18 protein-coding genes are annotated in these 16,194 nt (G+C 64.4%); 9 read left to right on the forward strand and 9 right to left on the reverse strand.

The genetic code is table 11. The features are described 5' to 3' along the window. Position 1: 1 nt before the first annotated feature. On the reverse strand, positions 2 to 292 hold the full coding sequence (locus RP6297_RS19690) for a DUF2249 domain-containing protein (protein ID WP_004627827.1): 291 nt from the start codon (positions 290 to 292) through the stop codon (positions 2 to 4). A gap of 271 nt (positions 293 to 563) precedes the next feature. On the opposite strand from RP6297_RS19690, the gene nirK reads away from it, so the two are divergent. From nirK to RP6297_RS19705, 3 genes are read left to right on the forward strand one after another with little or no spacing between them, the layout of a single operon-like run. Continuing rightward, entirely contained in the window at positions 564 to 2,063 is a 1,500-nt protein-coding gene (nirK, locus tag RP6297_RS19695; protein ID WP_009240432.1) for a copper-containing nitrite reductase, read from the forward strand. 16 nt (positions 2,064 to 2,079) lie between these two features. Beyond that, positions 2,080 to 2,871 carry a formylglycine-generating enzyme family protein gene (locus tag RP6297_RS19700; RefSeq protein WP_009240433.1) on the forward strand — a complete coding sequence of 264 codons (792 nt, stop codon included), beginning with the start codon at positions 2,080 to 2,082 and terminating at the stop codon, positions 2,869 to 2,871. After that, the gene (locus RP6297_RS19705) at positions 2,868 to 3,452 is read left to right on the forward strand and encodes an SCO family protein (RefSeq protein ID WP_004627821.1); all 585 of its coding nucleotides are present in this window, start codon (positions 2,868 to 2,870) and stop codon (positions 3,450 to 3,452) included. The genes RP6297_RS19700 and RP6297_RS19705 overlap by 4 nt, the downstream gene beginning before the upstream one ends. A gap of 18 nt (positions 3,453 to 3,470) precedes the next feature. Here the strand turns inward: RP6297_RS19705 and RP6297_RS19710 are convergent, their stop codons facing one another. Together RP6297_RS19710 and RP6297_RS19715 are read right to left on the reverse strand one after the other, a co-directional pair. After that, positions 3,471 to 4,319, reverse strand: coding sequence for a fumarylacetoacetate hydrolase family protein (locus RP6297_RS19710; protein WP_004627818.1), 849 nt, complete (start codon positions 4,317 to 4,319; stop codon positions 3,471 to 3,473). Continuing rightward, positions 4,316 to 5,098, reverse strand: a complete 783-nt coding sequence (locus RP6297_RS19715) for a GntR family transcriptional regulator (protein WP_009240434.1) — start codon at positions 5,096 to 5,098, stop codon at positions 4,316 to 4,318. Before RP6297_RS19715 ends, RP6297_RS19710 begins: the two co-directional genes overlap by 4 nt. A gap of 215 nt (positions 5,099 to 5,313) precedes the next feature. Here RP6297_RS19715 and RP6297_RS19720 point away from each other — a divergent pair, with 215 nt between their 5' ends. From RP6297_RS19720 to RP6297_RS19735, 4 genes are all read left to right on the forward strand, one after another. After that, on the forward strand, positions 5,314 to 6,621 hold the full coding sequence (locus RP6297_RS19720) for an MFS transporter (protein ID WP_009240435.1): 1,308 nt from the start codon (positions 5,314 to 5,316) through the stop codon (positions 6,619 to 6,621). 162 nt (positions 6,622 to 6,783) lie between these two features. Beyond that, positions 6,784 to 7,512 (forward strand): maleate cis-trans isomerase family protein, encoded by a 729-nt coding sequence (locus RP6297_RS19725; protein WP_009240436.1) that lies wholly within the window; start codon positions 6,784 to 6,786, stop codon positions 7,510 to 7,512. A 21-nt stretch (positions 7,513 to 7,533) separates the two neighbouring features. Then, positions 7,534 to 8,949 (forward strand): dihydropyrimidinase, encoded by a 1,416-nt coding sequence (gene hydA, locus RP6297_RS19730; protein WP_009240437.1) that lies wholly within the window; start codon positions 7,534 to 7,536, stop codon positions 8,947 to 8,949. A gap of 30 nt (positions 8,950 to 8,979) precedes the next feature. Beyond that, positions 8,980 to 9,717, forward strand: coding sequence for an aspartate/glutamate racemase family protein (locus tag RP6297_RS19735; protein ID WP_009240438.1), 738 nt, complete (start codon positions 8,980 to 8,982; stop codon positions 9,715 to 9,717). 196 nt (positions 9,718 to 9,913) lie between these two features. Here the strand turns inward: RP6297_RS19735 and RP6297_RS19740 are convergent, their stop codons facing one another. From RP6297_RS19740 to RP6297_RS19760, 5 genes are all read right to left on the reverse strand, one after another. Then, entirely contained in the window at positions 9,914 to 10,168 is a 255-nt protein-coding gene (locus RP6297_RS19740) for a hypothetical protein (RefSeq protein WP_009240439.1), read from the reverse strand. Positions 10,169 to 10,261: 93 nt separating this feature from the next. Then, positions 10,262 to 10,966 (reverse strand): Crp/Fnr family transcriptional regulator, encoded by a 705-nt coding sequence (locus RP6297_RS19745; protein WP_009240440.1) that lies wholly within the window; start codon positions 10,964 to 10,966, stop codon positions 10,262 to 10,264. Further along, on the reverse strand, positions 10,959 to 11,594 hold the full coding sequence (locus RP6297_RS19750; protein ID WP_009240441.1) for a 2-hydroxychromene-2-carboxylate isomerase: 636 nt from the start codon (positions 11,592 to 11,594) through the stop codon (positions 10,959 to 10,961). The genes RP6297_RS19745 and RP6297_RS19750 overlap by 8 nt, the downstream gene beginning before the upstream one ends. A gap of 9 nt (positions 11,595 to 11,603) precedes the next feature. Continuing rightward, on the reverse strand, positions 11,604 to 12,278 hold the full coding sequence (locus RP6297_RS19755) for a 3-oxoacid CoA-transferase subunit B (protein WP_009240442.1): 675 nt from the start codon (positions 12,276 to 12,278) through the stop codon (positions 11,604 to 11,606). Positions 12,279 to 12,306: 28 nt separating this feature from the next. Next, a complete protein-coding gene (locus tag RP6297_RS19760) occupies positions 12,307 to 13,068 on the reverse strand; it encodes a CoA transferase subunit A (protein ID WP_009240443.1) in 762 nt (253 codons plus the stop codon). 246 nt (positions 13,069 to 13,314) lie between these two features. Between RP6297_RS19760 and RP6297_RS19765 the strand changes: the two genes are divergently transcribed. Then, positions 13,315 to 14,532 (forward strand): cation:proton antiporter domain-containing protein, encoded by a 1,218-nt coding sequence (locus RP6297_RS19765; RefSeq protein ID WP_009240444.1) that lies wholly within the window; start codon positions 13,315 to 13,317, stop codon positions 14,530 to 14,532. 43 nt (positions 14,533 to 14,575) lie between these two features. Next, a complete protein-coding gene (locus RP6297_RS19770) occupies positions 14,576 to 15,130 on the forward strand; it encodes an NADPH-dependent FMN reductase (protein WP_009240445.1) in 555 nt (184 codons plus the stop codon). Positions 15,131 to 15,546: 416 nt separating this feature from the next. Here the strand turns inward: RP6297_RS19770 and RP6297_RS19775 are convergent, their stop codons facing one another. Continuing rightward, entirely contained in the window at positions 15,547 to 16,143 is a 597-nt protein-coding gene (locus tag RP6297_RS19775; RefSeq protein ID WP_223293286.1) for a hypothetical protein, read from the reverse strand. Positions 16,144 to 16,194 lie beyond the last annotated feature (51 nt).

Here is a 16,194-nt window from a genome sequence, read left to right on the forward strand (position 1 = left end):
TTCAGGCGCCACCACCGCAACCACCGCAGCAGTGGCCGGCACTGGCGGCAGACGCCACCTTGGTGATGGCAACGCGCCACGTGCCTGGGCCGCGCTCAAGGTAGTCCCAGGAAAACTGCCCCGGGCGCTCGACTTGAAACTGCGACTGCAGGGGGCGCGGATCGTGATCGTTGATCAGCTCCAGGCTCTGCCCGATGCCGAGTTCCCCAAAGGCGGAGAAGATCAGCGGATGGCGCTCGCGCGGCGCCAGCACGCGGAGGTCGAGCTGGATGGTGGAGGCGGACTGTGTCATGGGGATTCCCTCTGTGGGTGTCGCATCAAAAAGATGCATTAAGGATGCAACTATATTAGTGAGTGAAATCCCCGGTGTTATTGATGTATGTCAGATGCTTGTTTTATGGGTATCTTGAGTCGCAAATCAGGCCACGGCTGGGCTTGCGTGCCACGCGGTGGGGTGGATGTGCCGGTCGGGGCGGGTTTTCGTTTGCGCTGTATCAAAGCCCTAATGGCCGCCGCGGCCTAACGTGGAGCGGACGACACCAGACCGATACACGGGGGAAAAAATGAGCCGTCTTCACACCGTCCGCAGCCTGATGCGCGCGGGCTTGATTTCTGTGGTGCTGGGCGCACTGCTTGCAGGCACTGCGGCCCGCGCCGCCAGCGCCAAGTTACCGGGTGACTTCGGGCCGCCACGCGGGGAGCCGATCCACGCCGTCCTGACGAGTCCACCGCTTGTGCCGCCGCCGGTCAACCGGACCTATCCAGCCAAGGTCATCGTGGAGCTGGAAGTGGTCGAGAAGGAAATGCAGATCTCGGAAGGGGTCAGCTACACCTTCTGGACGTTCGGCGGCACCGTTCCTGGCAGTTTCATCCGCGTGCGGCAGGGCGACACGGTGGAGTTCCACCTCAAGAACCACCCGAGCAGCAAGATGCCGCACAACATCGACCTGCACGGCGTGACCGGGCCGGGCGGCGGCGCAGCATCGAGCTTTACCGCCCCGGGCCATGAATCGCAGTTCACCTTCAAGGCGCTGAACGAGGGCATTTACGTTTACCACTGCGCCACCGCACCCGTGGGCATGCATATCGCCAACGGCATGTATGGCCTGATCCTGGTCGAACCGCCCGAAGGCCTGCCCAAGGTTGATCACGAGTACTACGTCATGCAGGGCGATTTCTACACCGCCGGCAAGTACCGCGAGAAGGGCCTGCAGCCGTTCGACATGGAAAAGGCCATCGACGAACGCCCGAGCTACGTGCTGTTCAACGGTGCGGAAGGCGCGCTCACCGGTGACAAGGCGCTGCACGCCAAGGTGGGCGAAACGGTGCGCATCTTCGTGGGTAACGGCGGGCCCAACCTGGTCTCCAGCTTCCACGTGATCGGCGCCATCTTCGATCAGGTGCGCTACGAGGGCGGCACCAACGTGCAGAAGAACGTGCAGACCACGTTGATCCCGGCGGGTGGCGCGGCTGTTGTGAAGTTCACCGCGCGCGTGCCTGGCAGCTATGTGCTGGTCGACCACTCGATCTTCCGTGCCTTCAACAAGGGCGCCATGGCCATCCTCAAGATCGATGGGGCGGAGAACAAGCTGGTCTATTCCGGCAAGGAACTGGATTCGGTGTACCTGGGCGATCGTGCCGCGCCCAACATGAGCGCCGTCACCAAGGCGACCCAGGCGTCGGTGAGCGGTACGCTGACGGTGCAGGATCAGGTGCAGGCCGGCCGCGCGCTGTTTGCGGGTACCTGTTCGGTATGCCATCAGGGCAATGGCGCCGGGCTGCCGGGCGTGTTTCCGCCGCTTGCCAAGTCGGATTTCCTGGCAGCTGACCCCAAGCGTGCGATGAACATCGTGCTGCATGGCCTGAACGGCAAGATCAAGGTCAATGGCCAGGAATACGACTCCGTCATGCCGCCGATGACACAACTCAATGACGACGAGGTCGCCAACATCCTGACCTACGTGCTCAACAGCTGGGACAACCCCGGCGGCCGCGTGAGCGCAGAAGACGTCAAGAAGGTGCGTGCCCAGCCGGCGCCCGCCAAGGCCGTGGCCGAACATTGAGCGGATCCGCACAACCATGTCCCGCCTGACCTCGCACATTGCTGCCATGTTGATGGCGCTGGCCAGTGCAACCGTACACGGGGCCACCTATGTGCGGTTGCCCGGCGGCGACTTCGACAGCGTGCTGCCTCAGAACGCGCCGGGGCAGCCGCAGCGGGTGCGCATCGAGCCGTTTGAGCTGCGCTCCACGCCCGTCACCATCGGCGAGTTCCAGGCCTTCGTGCAACGCCACGAGGCCTGGCAGCGTGGCCGTGTGCCGCAAGTCTTTGCCGGTAAGGCCTACCTTGCCGACTGGGCCGATGCGACGCACGCCGATGCGCAGGCGTCGCCGCAAGCGCCGGTGACCGGCGTGAGCTGGTTTGCCGCCCGTGCCTATTGCGAAAACGAAGGCGCTCGGCTGCCGACATGGCTGGAATGGGAATCCGCCGCCGCGGCCGACGCCACACGCACAGACGCCCGCGACGACCCGCAATGGGCACAACGCATTCTCGGCTGGTACGAGCGGCCCGCCACGCGTGTGTTGCCACCAGTGGGCGGTCCAGCGGATGTCCATGGCGTGCGCGATATGCACGGTCTGATCTGGGAATGGGTCGACGATTTCAACGCACTGTTCATTGCCGGAGACAGCCGCACCCAGGGCGACCCCGACAAGCAGAAATTCTGCGGCGCCGGTGCCATCAGCATCGTCCGCCGCGACAGCTACGCCGTGCTGATGCGCGTGGCGTTGCTGTCTTCCCTTGAAGGCGCAGACGCCACAGGCAGCCTCGGCTTTCGCTGCGCCCGATCCCTCAATGGAGATCATCCATGATGTTCACGACTTTTATCCGGCGCGCCTTTGTGGTGCTCCTGCTGGCCGGCGCAACAGCCGGTGCCCATGCTGCGGGGCCAGCGCCCTCGGCCTCGCTGTATCAATCCGATGTGGCGCTGACCGACCAGAACGGCCGCGTCTTTCACCTGGCGGATCTGCGCGGCGAGCCGGTGCTGGTGAGCATGTTCTATGCGTCGTGCCAGATGGTCTGCCCGATGATCTTCGAGACCATTCGCGCGACCCTGGCCAAGGGCGGCAAGCCCGCGCACGATGGTGTGCGGGTGCTGATGGTGACGGTCGACCCCGAACGTGATTCCGTTGCGGCGCTCAAGAAGACGGCCAGCGCGCATGGCGCCGACGACCGCTGGCAAGTCGCCCGCGCAAACGCCAGCGGCACGCGCGAGGTGGCGGCGCTGCTGGGCGTACAGTACCGACGCTTGGCAGATGGCGATTTCAACCATTCGAGCACGATCCTGCTGCTGGACGCAGAAGGGCGCATCAACGCGCGCACCAATACGCTGGGCGCGGTCGATCCGAAACTGGTGGATGCGATGCGCAAGCTGGTGGCGGCGCAGCGCTAAGCGCGCCGCGCCGCATGCTTAGGCTTTGGTGTAGGCGACGACCGTCTGCATCTGCTCGCCAAGGCCGTCGATGCCCAGGCGCATGGTATCGCCGGCCTTGAGATAGCGCGGGGGCTTCGCTCCCATGCCGACACCGGGCGGCGTGCCGGTGCAAATGAGGTCGCCCGGGTGCAGCGTCATGAAACGGCTGACGTAGCTCACCAGATGCGCCACGCCAAATACCATGGTGGCGGTGTTGCCCCGCTGCGCACGTTCATCATTGACGTCGAGCCACAGGCCAAGCGCTTGCGGGTCGGGCACTTCGTCACGCGTGACCAGCCACGGCCCGACGGGGCAGAAGGTGTCGCAGCCCTTGCCCTTGTCCCACGTGCCGCCGCGCTCAAGCTGAAACTCGCGCTCGGATACATCGTTCACCACGCAGTAGCCGGCCACATGTGAGAGCGCTGCTTCGCGGGAAACATCGCTCGCCGTCTTGCCGATCACCACACCGAGCTCGACCTCCCAGTCGGTCTTTTCCGAGCCGCGCGGCAGCATGACGGCATCGTTGGGGCCGTTCAGTGCGCTGTTGGCCTTGAGAAAGATGATGGGTTCAGCGGGTGGCGGCAAGCCGGCCTCGGCTGCGTGATCGGCATAGTTCAGGCCGATCGCGATGATTTTGCCGATGCCCGTCCATGGCACACCAAAACGGGCATCCGGCAGCACCGGTAAGCTCGCCATGTCGACGCCTGCGAGTCGCGCGAGGGCGGCATCAGACAACTGCTGCGGCCCCAGCTCGCTGACCACGCCTGACAGGTCGCGCACGCGGCCTTGCGTATCGATCAGGCCCGGACGTTCTGCGCCGGGTGCGCCTACGCGTACGAGTTTCATTGCGCTCCTTTCTTGGGGGATTCCTTGGTTGATCGGGTTGTGCGGCTGGCCTCGGCGAGGCTGTTTGCCACGACGCTCAGCACTTCCTTGGCGGTGTTCTCGGAGTGGTGCCGCAGCACTTGTGCAAGGCGCGGGCGCCCTGGCTCGCGAAGGGCGGCCATGATGGCTTCGTGTTCTTCGTGCGATTCCTGCCAGCGCAGCATGTCCGCGTTGGCTGCGCCGCGCGCGCGGTGCACCTTGCTCATCAACGCCGCATAAATGCCGGCCAGTACGGGGTTGGCTGTGCCGTCGATGATGAGTTGATGAATTTCCTGGTTGATGCGGAAGTACTCGGTGCGCCGGCCTGCTGCGTGCGCGTCGAGCATCGCCTGGTGCCTGCGTTCCAGGCGCGCCAGAGCCACCTCGGACAGACGGGCCGCCGCCAGTTCTCCTGCCGTGAATTCCAGCCCATGCAGCGTTTCGAAGGTCGCGCGCAGTTCATCGAGATCGAGCGGCGCAACGCGGTAGCCGATGTACTGACGATGCAGCACCAGACCCTCGGCCACCAACACCTTGAGCGCCTCGCGCAGCGGCGTCTTGGAGACATCGAACATTTCACAGAATGCACGCTCGTCGATACGGGCGCCGGGCGGCAATTCGCCTTCTTCGATGAGGGTGCGCAGACGCGAGGCGATTTCGGCCGACATGCCGAGCGTGCGCAGGCGAGGGGATTGGAGCAGCGGTTGGGTCACAGACGTCACCAGAATGGGGAAGATGCACCACAAAAGGCTATCACACACCGATATTGTGCTTTTTGTTTTCAATAAAATCAATAACTTACAGATGTTGTAATTACAGATTACGTATCCTATACTCAGCCACGTTGCGCAACACAAACCAATCAAATCGACTCAGGAGGTCGTTTCGGTGGGCGAAGGCGGGAGGATCGGCGTCAAGACCGGCCTCCCAGCCCGCTTCTCGAAAGGGCTTTCCGAGCTACCAGGAGACACGCGTAATGGAAACCGCAAGCCAGGCCCCGGCCATGGCGCTAACGGAGACGAAGAGCTCTGTGCGCTGGAAGATTTTCTTGATGATGTTGATGCTGATTTCCATCAACTACGTCGACCGCGCATCGTTGTCAGTCGCGATGCCGCTGATCGCGAAGGAATTCAACATCGGCCCCGCGGTGCAAGGCTTACTGCTGAGTTCGTTTTTTCTGACGTACGCGCTCATGCAGATCCCAGGCGGCATGCTGGCCGACCGGTTCGGCCCGCGTGTGGTGATTGCCGGTGCCACGCTGGGCTGGGGCTTCTTCCAATCCATCGCGGCCCTGTGTACCGGTTGGGTGCCGCTGCTGGTCACGCGTCTTGGCCTGGGTGCGGCTGAGGCACCCATCTACCCCGCCGGGGGCAAGCTCAACGCCATCTGGATGACACAGAACGAACGCGGCCGCGGTGCCACGCTGCTCGACGGAGGTGCGCCGCTGGGCGCGGCACTGGGCGCGCTCATCATCGCCGGGCTGATCGCCGAGTTCAATTCGTGGCGCACGTCGTTCGTGGTGGCCGGTATCGGCACGATGGTGGCAGGCCTCTTCGCGTGGTGGTACATCCGCAACCACCCCCGCGAGCATCCGTCCGTCAATGATGCTGAAGCCTCCTACATTGAAGAGGCACACGCAGCCGACCAGGCTGCCGAGCCCGCCGCCTTGAGCGGCAACGTGCTGGACTTCTTCAAGTACCGCTCAGTGTGGGGCATGTTCTTCGGCTGGATGTGCTTCAACGCATTGTTCTACGGTCTGCTGACCTGGATGCCGACCTATCTGTCGAAGGTGCACGGGCTGGACATCAAGGAGATGGGCGGTGCCGTCTTCACGATGTTCTTCTCCGGTTTTGTGGGCGAGATGGTCGGTGGATGGATTGCCGACAAGTGGATGGCCACCGGGGCATCGCGCGCCCGCGTGCTGCGCACCCTGTTCGGCATCGCTTCGGTATTGGCCACGATCGCCATCTACACGGTGGCGCGCTTCAAGGATCCGGTTGTGGTGGTGGCACTGTTGTCGACCACGCTGTTCTTCCTGCGCTGGTGCGGTCTGTTCTGGTGCATTCCGTCGATCCTGGGTACGCGCAAGCGTGTCGGTTTCCTGGGCGGCACGATGAACCTGGGCGGCAACTTCGCAGGGGTCGGCATGCCGATCATCGTCGGCCTGATCGTGCAGGCGACCGGTTCGTACGACATGGCGCTGATGCTGTTTGCAGCCGCCGGTGCGGGTCTGTTCATCTGTTCGACGCTGCTGATCGACTACAGCAAGAAGCTGCCGGTCTAAGGTGCGATGCACTCACGTAGGCCGATGCCATCTACGCCTGCGGCGCGGCGTTTGCTTCTGACTTCCGGCGACAAGCTGAGACCCGACTCATCAACATAACAAGCAAGCCCCGATGCCCGCTGCTGCGCGTGCCGGGGCCTACAAACCACGAAGAAGATTCCCATGACAAAACGCATCAAGCTCGGCATGCTCACGCCATCATCCAACACGGCGCTGGAACCCATTACCAGCGCCATGGTGAGCGGCCTGCCCAACGTCAGCGCGCATTTCTCGCGCTTTACCGTGACGGAAATCTCGCTGCGCGACCAGGCGCTGGGGCAGTTCGACCTGGAAAATATCCTAAACGCCGCCAAGCTGCTGGCCGATGCGCACGTCGACGTGATCGCCTGGAACGGCACGTCGTCCGGCTGGCTCGGCTTTGAGAAGGACGAGGCGCTGTGCCGCCAGATCACGGAAGCCACCGGCATTCCGGCCACCACCTCGGTGCTGGCGCTCAACGAGATTCTGGCCAAGACCGGCGCACGCGATTTCGCCCTCGTGACGCCGTACCTGGATGACGTGCAGCAGCGCATCGTGCAGAACTACGCGCGCCACGGTTTCAAGTGCGTGGCCGAGCGTCATCTGGACTTGCACGTCAACCACAGCTTTGCCGACGTGGAAGAAGTCACGATCCGTACCCTGGTGCGCGAAGTGGCCCAGCAAAAGCCGGCCGCCATCACCACGTTCTGCACGAACCTGCGAGCCGCGCATCTGGTTGAAGCGCTGGAAGCGGAAACGGGCATCCCGGTGTACGACACCATCTCGACCGTCGTGTGGAAATCGCTGCGGCTGGCGGGTGTCGACACGCGCGAGCTGCACGGCTGGGGCCGCCTGTTCGCGGACGTTGCTTAACGGAATGAGGGAGCGCGAAGCATGTCCACGGAACTCGACCTGGTGATTCGCAACGCGGATGTGGTCACCGCATCCGACCGCTTTACCTGCGACATCGGGGTGCGCGATGGCCGCATCGCCGTGCTCGGTCACGGCTTGCCGCGCGGCGGGCGGGAGCTGGATGCCAGCGGCCTGCTGGCGCTGCCCGGCGGCGTCGATGGTCATTGCCACCTCGATCAGCCCATGCCTGACGGCATGCGCATGGCCGACGACTTCTTCACTGGCACGCGCGCGGCCATCTGCGGCGGCACGACAACGGTGATCCCGTTTGCGGCGCAGGAGAAGGGCGGCTCGCTGAAAGCGGCGGTGGCCGACTACCACCGCCGTGCCGAGGGCCGGGCGGTAGCCGACTATGGCTTCCATCTGATCGTGGCCGACCCCACGCCCGAGGTGCTCAAGCACGAACTGCCGGAGCTGATCCACCAGGGCTACACCTCGTTCAAGGTCTACATGACGTATGACGACCTGAAGCTGTCCGACCGCGAAATGCTGGACGTGCTTGACGTGGCCAAGCAAAACAACGCGCTGGTGATGGTGCATGCGGAAAACGCCGACTGCATTTCGTGGCTGACGGAGAAGCTGGTGGGCGAAGGCCGCATCTCGCCGCGCTTCCACGGCCTGTCGCGCCCGGCTGCCGTCGAGCGTGAAGCCACGCACCGCGCCATCACCTTTGCCGAGCTGGTGGACGTGCCGATCCTGATCGTGCATGTCTCCGGCAAGGAAGCCATCGAGCAGATTCGCTGGGCGCAAAGCCGCGGCCTGCAGATTTTGGCCGAGACGTGCCCGCAGTACCTCTACCTGACCGCTGAAGACATGGGCCTGCACGGTGACGATGGCTACGAAGGTGCCAAGTGCGTCTGCAGCCCGCCGCCGCGCGATCCGGAAAACCAGGCGGCTGTATGGCGCGCGCTGGCAGGGGGCGTATTCAGCGTGTTTTCTTCAGACCATGCACCGTTCAACTATGACGATGCGCAGGGCAAGAAGCTCGGCGGTCTAGCGCAACCGTTCGACCATATTCCGAACGGCGTGCCGGGCATCGAGACGCGGTTGCCGTTGCTGTTCGATGGCATCGCGCGCGGCAAGCTGTCGCTGCATCAGTTTGTGGAACTGACGTCGTATCGCCCGGCACGGCTGTACGGTCTGTACCCGCGCAAGGGCACGATTGCCGTGGGTGCCGATGCCGACATCACGCTGTGGGATCCGGAGCGCCACGTGCGCATCACCAACGATGCGTTGCATCACGCGGTCGACTACACGCCCTATGAAGGCATTGAAGTGACGGGCTGGCCAGTGCATTGCTTCTCGCGCGGCGAGATGCTGGTCGAAAACGGAAAGTACCTCGAACCGGCACCCGGGCGGGGGCAGTTCCTGCCGGCGGGCGCGCCGTCGCTGGTCTGACGTTTCTGGTTTGATTCTCAGGGTTTCATCATGCGTATTCTGGTCGTCAATCCCAACATCTCCGAGAGCGTGACGGAGTTGATCCATGCGGAGGCGCGTCGCTCCGTTTCACCCGGCACCACGCTCACGATGGCGACAGCGCCATTTGGCGTGGCCTATATCGAAACGCGCTTCGAAGCACTGGTGGGCGGCTATGCCACCGCGTGCGTCGTTGCCGAACACGCCGGCCAGTTCGACGGCGTGGTGGTGGCGGCGTTTGGGGACCCCGGCCTGGCCGGCATCAAGGAGCTCTGCAATGTGCCGGTGGTGGGCATGACCGAGGCGGCACTGGCCAGCGCCTGCCTGCTGGGTCAGCGCTTTTCCATCATCGCCATTTCGAATCGCATCCAGGCGTGGTACCGCGAGTGCGTGGCCGCCAATGGGCTGTCGTCGCGGCTGGCGAGCGTGCGCTCCTTGCAGCAGCCGCTACGCGACATCGGCAGCGTGCAGGAAGACCACGCGGCACGTCTTGAGGAACTCAGCGTGCAAGCGGTGCGTGAAGATGGCGCGGACGTGATCATCGTGGCCGGCGCGCCGCTCGCCGGTCTGGCCCGTACACTCAAGGACCGCATTCCGGTGCCGGTCGTGGACGGCGTCTCCAGCGCCATCCGCCACTGCGAGAGCCTGATTGCGCTTGCGCCAAACGGTGCAGCGGAAGGCAGCTTTGCGCGTCCGCCGCACAAGCCAAACCGCGGGTTGCCTCCTGCGCTGGCTGCCATGCTGGCCTAGGCGGCGTGTCTGGCCGGTACGAAGGGCGGGCGCTGTAACTGAGGCGCTCCGGGCTGTGGTGAGGGGTGCGCCCCGCTCATGGCCGGCATTACCGCAGCGGCCATGCCGGCCGTGGTGACGCTGCTGGCCCTGACGCGCGGATGACCTCAAGGGTTGCTTCGGCGCTGTAAGCCGGAAGCGTCGTGGGCTCGATGGCTCAGAGGCGCACCATAACCAGCATCGCCTGCACAAACGCCTGCGGTGCCCAGCCGGATCTGGAGCGCGCCATGGCCAGGAAGATTAGCGCCAAGGTGACGACGCTGCCGACAAGCCATGTGCCGTAGCAGTCGCGGCCACGGGATGTGGCCAAGGTGATTCTTGAGGCAGGCCCATGGTCGCGCGCCACCTCCGCCACACGCACTGCCAGCGCTGGATAGCGCCAATGGCTATACGTCGGGAAGAGGTGATGCATGCCGCAGCGTAATGATCCTGTCTTGTTGTGCCGCGATTCCAGCGGGTCTGGTCTGCTCCGCCGGATGAAGATTCGTTAATAAAGGTGGCGTCTTCAGGCGCCGTAGCTGCGCAGCCGATCGAGGTCGACGACCGTCACGCCGCCGTATTCGAGCCGGACCACACCGTCCTTCTCCAGGGCCTTGAGCGATTGGTTGGCAACTTGGCGCGTCATGCCGGAAAGCAGGCCGAGTTCTTCCTGCGTGATCTCCAGGTGATCGCCCGCGCCCGGGTAGAGCACGGGGTTGAACAGCGACGCAATGCAACGCGCCAGGCGCGGCGTCACATCAAGCAGGCGGTCGTATTCCAGCAGCGCCATGAAGTGCCCAAGCCGCTCGTTGAGCTGCTTGACCAGGAAGCGGTTGAACGCCACGCTGTTTTCCACCAGCCACATGAAAGTGGCGCGGTCCATGAAGGCCATGCGCGTGTCGCGCAGCGCAACGATGTCGTAGCGGCGCGGCTCGTTCTTGAGCACCGTACCTTCGCCAAACCAGCCGCCGGCCGGCACGCCCGTAAATGTGACGCTGCGCCCCTCGGGCGATACCGTGCCGATTTTGATAAGGCCCGTCACCACGCCCGTCCAGCTCTCCAGCAACGTGTTTTTCGGGCAGATGCAGGCGCCGCGTGCGTAGGTTTTCTCAACGATGCCGGCGCACGCGCGGTCCGCTTCGTCCGGGTGCAGATCGATCGACCACGCCGCGATATGCGCCAGCCGCGCGCGGCTGATGCCGGGGCGCGAGCTGGGCTCGTGCTCAGCCACGTTGAATGCCCACCGGCAACGTGCTCACGCGCTGCACTTCGGGCGTGGAGAGCCAGTCGGCGCGCAAGCTTTGCAGGAACATGGCGGTCGCATCTTCACCCCAGAACAGCTCGCCTTCGTGTACCAGGGTGGGCACCCCGAACACGCCGAGGGCGATGGCCGCATCGGTGTGCGCACGCAGCGCATCTTTCACGGCGGGTTGTTCGACGGCGGCCGCGCCCTCTGCAAAGCCCACCGCCTCGCACAGCGCGGCAAAACCTTCTGGCGATGCCACATCGTTGCAGTCGCGCCAGATATGCCGGAACACCGCCCGCACGGCATCGAGCGAGCCGCCCATTGCAATCGTCAGCCGCAGCGCCTTGATCGGGTTGAACGGGTGGGCGGGCGGCATGCGAAACGGAATGCCGAGCTGCTGCGCGCGAAACAGCGCATGCCGGTACGTGAACACGCGCTTGGCTCCGATCTCCGCCGGGCCTTTCTGCCCCCAGTGATGCAGGATCGCGCCAAGCACGAGCGGCCGGGGGCGGATGACGATGTCGTTGGCCTGCTGCAGCGCGTCGAACTGTTCGAGCTGCAGATAGGCAAACGGCGAGATGACATCGAAGAACCAATCGACGGTGGCGGGCATGCAGTCTCCTCAGGCGGCGCGCATCTGCAGCAGCGGCGCAAGCGTAAAGGGCGCTGCTGTCATCGCGCGAATGTCATCGAGTGTCGCACGCGAGAGGATTTCACGCAGCACCAGCCCCGCGTCGGTCACGTCGAATACGGCGTGCTCCGTGACGATGACTTTCACGCAGCGCCGGCCTGTGAGCGGCAGCGTGCAGCGCGGCAGGATCTTGGAGTTGCCGTGTTTGTCGGTGTGCGCCAGCGCGGCAATCACCTTGCGTGTGCCGTAGCAGAGGTCCATCGCCCCGCCAATGCCGGGCCACCATTTGCCGTTGCGATCGCATGCCCAGTTGGCGAGGTTGCCCAGCGCATCCACTTGCAACGCGCCGAGGATCGTCACGTCGATGTAGCCATTGCGCATCGCACCGAGCGACGTGGCAAGGTCCATGAGCGCCGCGCCGGGCATCAGGGTGATGGGTTCGCAACCGGCGTTGGTGAAGTCGCTGTCGATGGCTTCCAGCGGCGGGCGTCCGCCAAAGCCGAAGGCGCCGTTTTCGGTATGGAAGATGACGCCGGCATCGGCGTCCAGGTAGTTGGCCGTGAGCGTGGGGATCCCCAGGCCCAGGTTGACGACTTCGCCGGCGCGCAGTTCCAGCGCGCAGCGGGCGGCAATGCGTTGCTTGGGCGTTTCGGGCAGGGCTTGCATGGCGGTCTCCTCGTTGTGGGTCTGACGATCACGCTTCAGCGGCGGGCAGACGGCCGAGCTTCGTCCAGTGGTGCCTGTAAAGCGCATGCTGGTCATCCAGCGACAGCCCTTGCACCACCGCATTGACGAACACACCCGGGCAGCCGACGCGCTCGGGCGGAATCGTGCCCACCTCGACGATCTCGTTCACCTCGACGATGGTGTAGTCGCCGGCCATGGCGATGTCGCGCTGGTTCTGCAGCGCCGTGCCGCGAAACTCCACGTTGCCGAAGGTATCGGCGCGCCAGCCCTTGATGATCGACACGTCGGCGCGCAGGGGCGGCTCGACGAAGCAGGTCGTGCCGTCGACGGTGAGCGTCTGCTTGGGCGCGCCGCGCTTGGGAAACATCCCGGGCTGGTCGAGGATGCCCACGCCCACCGGCACGAGGGCGCCGCCCAGGCCCAGCGCTCCCGCACGCACTTTCTCGGCCCAGGTGCCCATCGGAAAGAACTCGGCCACGCGCACGGAGTCGGTCAGGTAAGCCTGCGTCGATTCATCGGTCGTGCCGACGTGCGTGCCGATGAACTCAGCCAGTTGGCCCGAACTGAACAGTCGGGCTTTGAGAAAACCGCCGCGCAGGCCCGGCGTGTTGGTGATAAGCGTCAGTTGCCCGATGCCGCTGGCGAGCAGCGCCTCGATGCAGCAGGCTGGCTCACCGGCGCCCACGAATTCGCCCAGCATCAGGCGGCTGCCGCTGCGGACGTGGGCGATGGCCTCGTCCACGGAAAGGACTTTGTTGGCGTAGCGCATGTGTCGTCTCCTTGGGGCCGCCCGGGGCGAGCGGGTCTGCGGCGCAGTGTAGGAGCGGGGTTTGCGGCGCGATGTCTTCTGCATGACATTTGCTCCGTAAGGTTTCGCAAAGGGCAATCCTTATAGTTGTGACGCAATGTGAACAAATGGGCGCCGCTGTTGTCGCACCAGGGCCGGCCCGGCCCGGCCCGGCCCCTTTCCCTTTCCCGCTCTTCCGTCTCTGAACCCGTCCCTTTCCACGAACGCATGCACGTAGACACCCCGCTCATCTCCACCATCATCGGTGGCATCGTGCTGGCCTTCATCTTCGGCACCATCGCGCAGCGCCTGCGCCTGCCGCCGCTGGTCGGCTATCTGATGGCGGGTGTGGTGGCGGGGCCGTTCACGCCCGGTTTCGTGGCCGATCAAAGCCTCGCACCGCAACTGGCCGAGCTGGGCGTGATCCTCCTGATGTTCGGCGTGGGGCTGCACTTCTCGATGAAGGAATTGCTCGCGGTCAAGGCCATCGCCATTCCGGGCGCCATCGGCCAGATTGCGCTCGCCACGCTCATGGGCATGGGCCTGGCGTGGCTGCTCGGGTGGGATTGGGGCCCGGGGCTGGTATTCGGCCTGGCGCTCTCGGTGGCGAGCACGGTGGTGCTGCTCAAGGCGCTGGAAGATCGCGGTATCGACACCTCGCACGAAGGCCACATCGCCGTCGGCTGGCTGATCGTGGAAGACCTCGTGATGGTGGTGACGCTCGTGCTGCTGCCGGCCCTGGCCGGGGCGCTGGGGGGCGCCGGCAGCGCTGCGGTCAGTACGTGGGACATCGTCAAGGTGCTGGCCGTCACGCTTTCGAAGGTGGTGGCGTTTGCCGCGCTCATGCTGGTGGTGGGCCGCCGCGTGATCCCCTGGATGCTGGAACGCATTGTCATGACGGGCAGCCGGGAGCTGTTCCGCCTCGGTGTGCTGGCCACGGCGCTGGGCGTCGCTTATGGGGCGACGGTGCTGTTTGGCGTGTCGTTCGCGCTCGGCGCGTTCTTTGCGGGCATGGTGCTGGCCGAGTCCGAATTCAGCCAGCGCGCGGCGGAAGAATCGCTGCCCTTGCGCGACGCATTTGCGGTGCTGTTCTTCGTGTCGGTGGGCATGCTGTTCGACCCCAGCGTGCTGATTGAAGACCCCTGGGCGGTGCTCGGCACGGTGCTGATCGTGGTGGTCGGCAAGTCGCTGGCCGCGTTTGCGGTGGTGCGTGCGTTTGGTCACGGCAACCGCACGGCGCTCACGATTTCTGCCAGCCTTGCGCAGATCGGCGAGTTTTCGTTCATTCTGATTGGGCTGGGGATCAGCTTGGAAATCCTGCCTGACCGTGCACGGGGGCTGCTGTTGGCGGCGGCGATTTTGTCGATCCTGCTGAACCCGCTGATGTTTGCCCTGATCAACCGCCTCAAGCGCGAGGTGGCCCCCGAGCCGGCAACGGCGGATTGAGCATCAGGGCTGTCCTGAACCGTTTTGCCCCTAAGGAGCGTTCATGAGCAATCTGACCATCGGAGTCATTGTCGGGAGCCTGCGCAAGGCGTCGTTCAATCGCCAGCTCGCGCAGGCGCTGGCAGGCTTGCTGCCTTCCGGCGCGACGGCGCAGTTCATCGAAATTGGGGAGCTGCCGCTCTACAACCAGGATCTGGATGCCAGCCTGCCCGAGCCGGTGCAGCGCTTCAAGGCGGCGGTGGCAGGCGTGGATGCCCTGTTATTCGTCACGCCGGAATACAACCGCGGCATGCCGGGCGTGCTGAAGAACGCGATTGACTGGGGTTCTCGGCCGTACGGCCAGAGTGTGTGGGGCGGCAAGCCGGCAGGCATTGCGGGTGCATCGCCAGGCGCAATTGGCACGGCATTGTCGCAGGCGCAATTGCGCAATGTGCTCGCGGCGGTCGGCGTGAAGGTCCTACCGTTGCCGGAGGTGTTCTTCCACTTTGCGGGGGAGCCCTTTGATGCCCAGGGCGGGGTGACGGATGCGCGTACGCGCCAGTTCTTGCAGGGGTTTGTTGACCGATTCGTCGAGTGGGCGGGGCAGAAGCCGGCCTGACGAATCGATCAACTGGGGTGTTCAGGGCCGCGCGGGGAAGGGGTTCCCGCTCGGCCGTTTTGCCCGATGCCTTAGGGCAGGGCGTTAAGCCAGGAAAGCGGCGGCGCTGATGAGCCAGCCTGCTGCCACGCAGCTCGCGATCCAGGCGGCCATGACGGCGCCAATATCCAACCATTTCATCATTGTTCTCCTTACAACACTTGCATTGCTTGTTCAGGCAATCGATGTCTGAACAACTGTCACGAAGTGTAGGTGTTGCAATGCGGAAGAACAATACGGCGTCGCGTGAACAGACTGTTCCAAGAGTAACAACAGATTTCAGTCCTTGCGTGGACTGGCCTGCGCTTGGGAGCGGGCGCCGTTGCCAGCGCTACTCTTGTTGTTGCGTTGCAACAATTACAGCAGAGGCTCGGCGGCTATTTCGTGTGGAAGGTAGCGGCGACCAGGTCGGCAAAGCGCGCTTCTTCGGCAAATTCCACCGGTTCGCTGCCGCTTGCGGTGCCGAATATGCGCAGGAGATAAACCGCACCGTTACCAAAGAAAGCATACCCGCGCACGACGACCGTCCGGGCGGCGGACGTGCTCCATTCGCCTTCCCAGTAGAGGACCCGGCGCCCGGCAAGCACCTGCAATGCCGGGGCCTTGCCGCGCACGAGGCGGGCGGCCCAGGCCGGGCGATCGCCATGCACGCGTGATTCCATGTGGTTGAGCAGGATGGCCAGATCCCGTGGCCGCAGGGTTTCGAGGTAACCGGGCGTGCCTTTGTCGAAATCGGATTTGCGCACCGTGACCAGCGCGAAGCTCTCCGGCGCCACGGTTTGCTGTGCAAACACGAGCCGTGACGGACCGAACGGCGAGTTGATGGTCGCCGCAATGGACGGAATGGGCGTTTCGCTGGTCAGCCGCAATGGGCCCCACGTGCGCGGCAATGCGAGGCTCGCACTGGCGTCGACGCGCTGCGTGACCGGGTAGGCGAATTTCGGCGCCGCCCCGGTCAGGCTCCACGGAGCCATGCCGGCAAAGGTGATCCATACGGCTGCGCATATGTATCGGACGCAGCGGCC

This window comes from Ralstonia pickettii (genome assembly GCF_016466415.2).
Classification (GTDB): domain Bacteria; phylum Pseudomonadota; class Gammaproteobacteria; order Burkholderiales; family Burkholderiaceae; genus Ralstonia; species Ralstonia pickettii.

Bases quoted from the DNA above. Each gene is read 5' to 3' on its own strand.
- RP6297_RS19690 (WP_004627827.1), bottom strand. From the start codon at position 292: ATGACACAGTCCGCCTCCACCATCCAGCTCGACCTCCGCGTGCTGGCG.
- nirK (WP_009240432.1), top strand. From the start codon at position 564: ATGAGCCGTCTTCACACCGTCCGCAGCCTGATGCGCGCGGGCTTGATT.
- RP6297_RS19700 (WP_009240433.1), top strand. From the start codon at position 2,080: ATGTCCCGCCTGACCTCGCACATTGCTGCCATGTTGATGGCGCTGGCC.
- RP6297_RS19705 (WP_004627821.1), top strand. From the start codon at position 2,868: ATGATGTTCACGACTTTTATCCGGCGCGCCTTTGTGGTGCTCCTGCTG.
- RP6297_RS19710 (WP_004627818.1), bottom strand. From the start codon at position 4,319: ATGAAACTCGTACGCGTAGGCGCACCCGGCGCAGAACGTCCGGGCCTG.
- RP6297_RS19720 (WP_009240435.1), top strand. From the start codon at position 5,314: ATGGAAACCGCAAGCCAGGCCCCGGCCATGGCGCTAACGGAGACGAAG.
- RP6297_RS19725 (WP_009240436.1), top strand. From the start codon at position 6,784: ATGACAAAACGCATCAAGCTCGGCATGCTCACGCCATCATCCAACACG.
- hydA (WP_009240437.1), top strand. From the start codon at position 7,534: ATGTCCACGGAACTCGACCTGGTGATTCGCAACGCGGATGTGGTCACC.
- RP6297_RS19735 (WP_009240438.1), top strand. From the start codon at position 8,980: ATGCGTATTCTGGTCGTCAATCCCAACATCTCCGAGAGCGTGACGGAG.
- RP6297_RS19740 (WP_009240439.1), bottom strand. From the start codon at position 10,168: ATGCATCACCTCTTCCCGACGTATAGCCATTGGCGCTATCCAGCGCTG.
- RP6297_RS19750 (WP_009240441.1), bottom strand. From the start codon at position 11,594: ATGCCCGCCACCGTCGATTGGTTCTTCGATGTCATCTCGCCGTTTGCC.
- RP6297_RS19755 (WP_009240442.1), bottom strand. From the start codon at position 12,278: ATGCAAGCCCTGCCCGAAACGCCCAAGCAACGCATTGCCGCCCGCTGC.
- RP6297_RS19760 (WP_009240443.1), bottom strand. From the start codon at position 13,068: ATGCGCTACGCCAACAAAGTCCTTTCCGTGGACGAGGCCATCGCCCAC.
- RP6297_RS19765 (WP_009240444.1), top strand. From the start codon at position 13,315: ATGCACGTAGACACCCCGCTCATCTCCACCATCATCGGTGGCATCGTG.
- RP6297_RS19770 (WP_009240445.1), top strand. From the start codon at position 14,576: ATGAGCAATCTGACCATCGGAGTCATTGTCGGGAGCCTGCGCAAGGCG.
- RP6297_RS19775 (WP_223293286.1), bottom strand. From the start codon at position 16,143: ATGGCTCCGTGGAGCCTGACCGGGGCGGCGCCGAAATTCGCCTACCCG.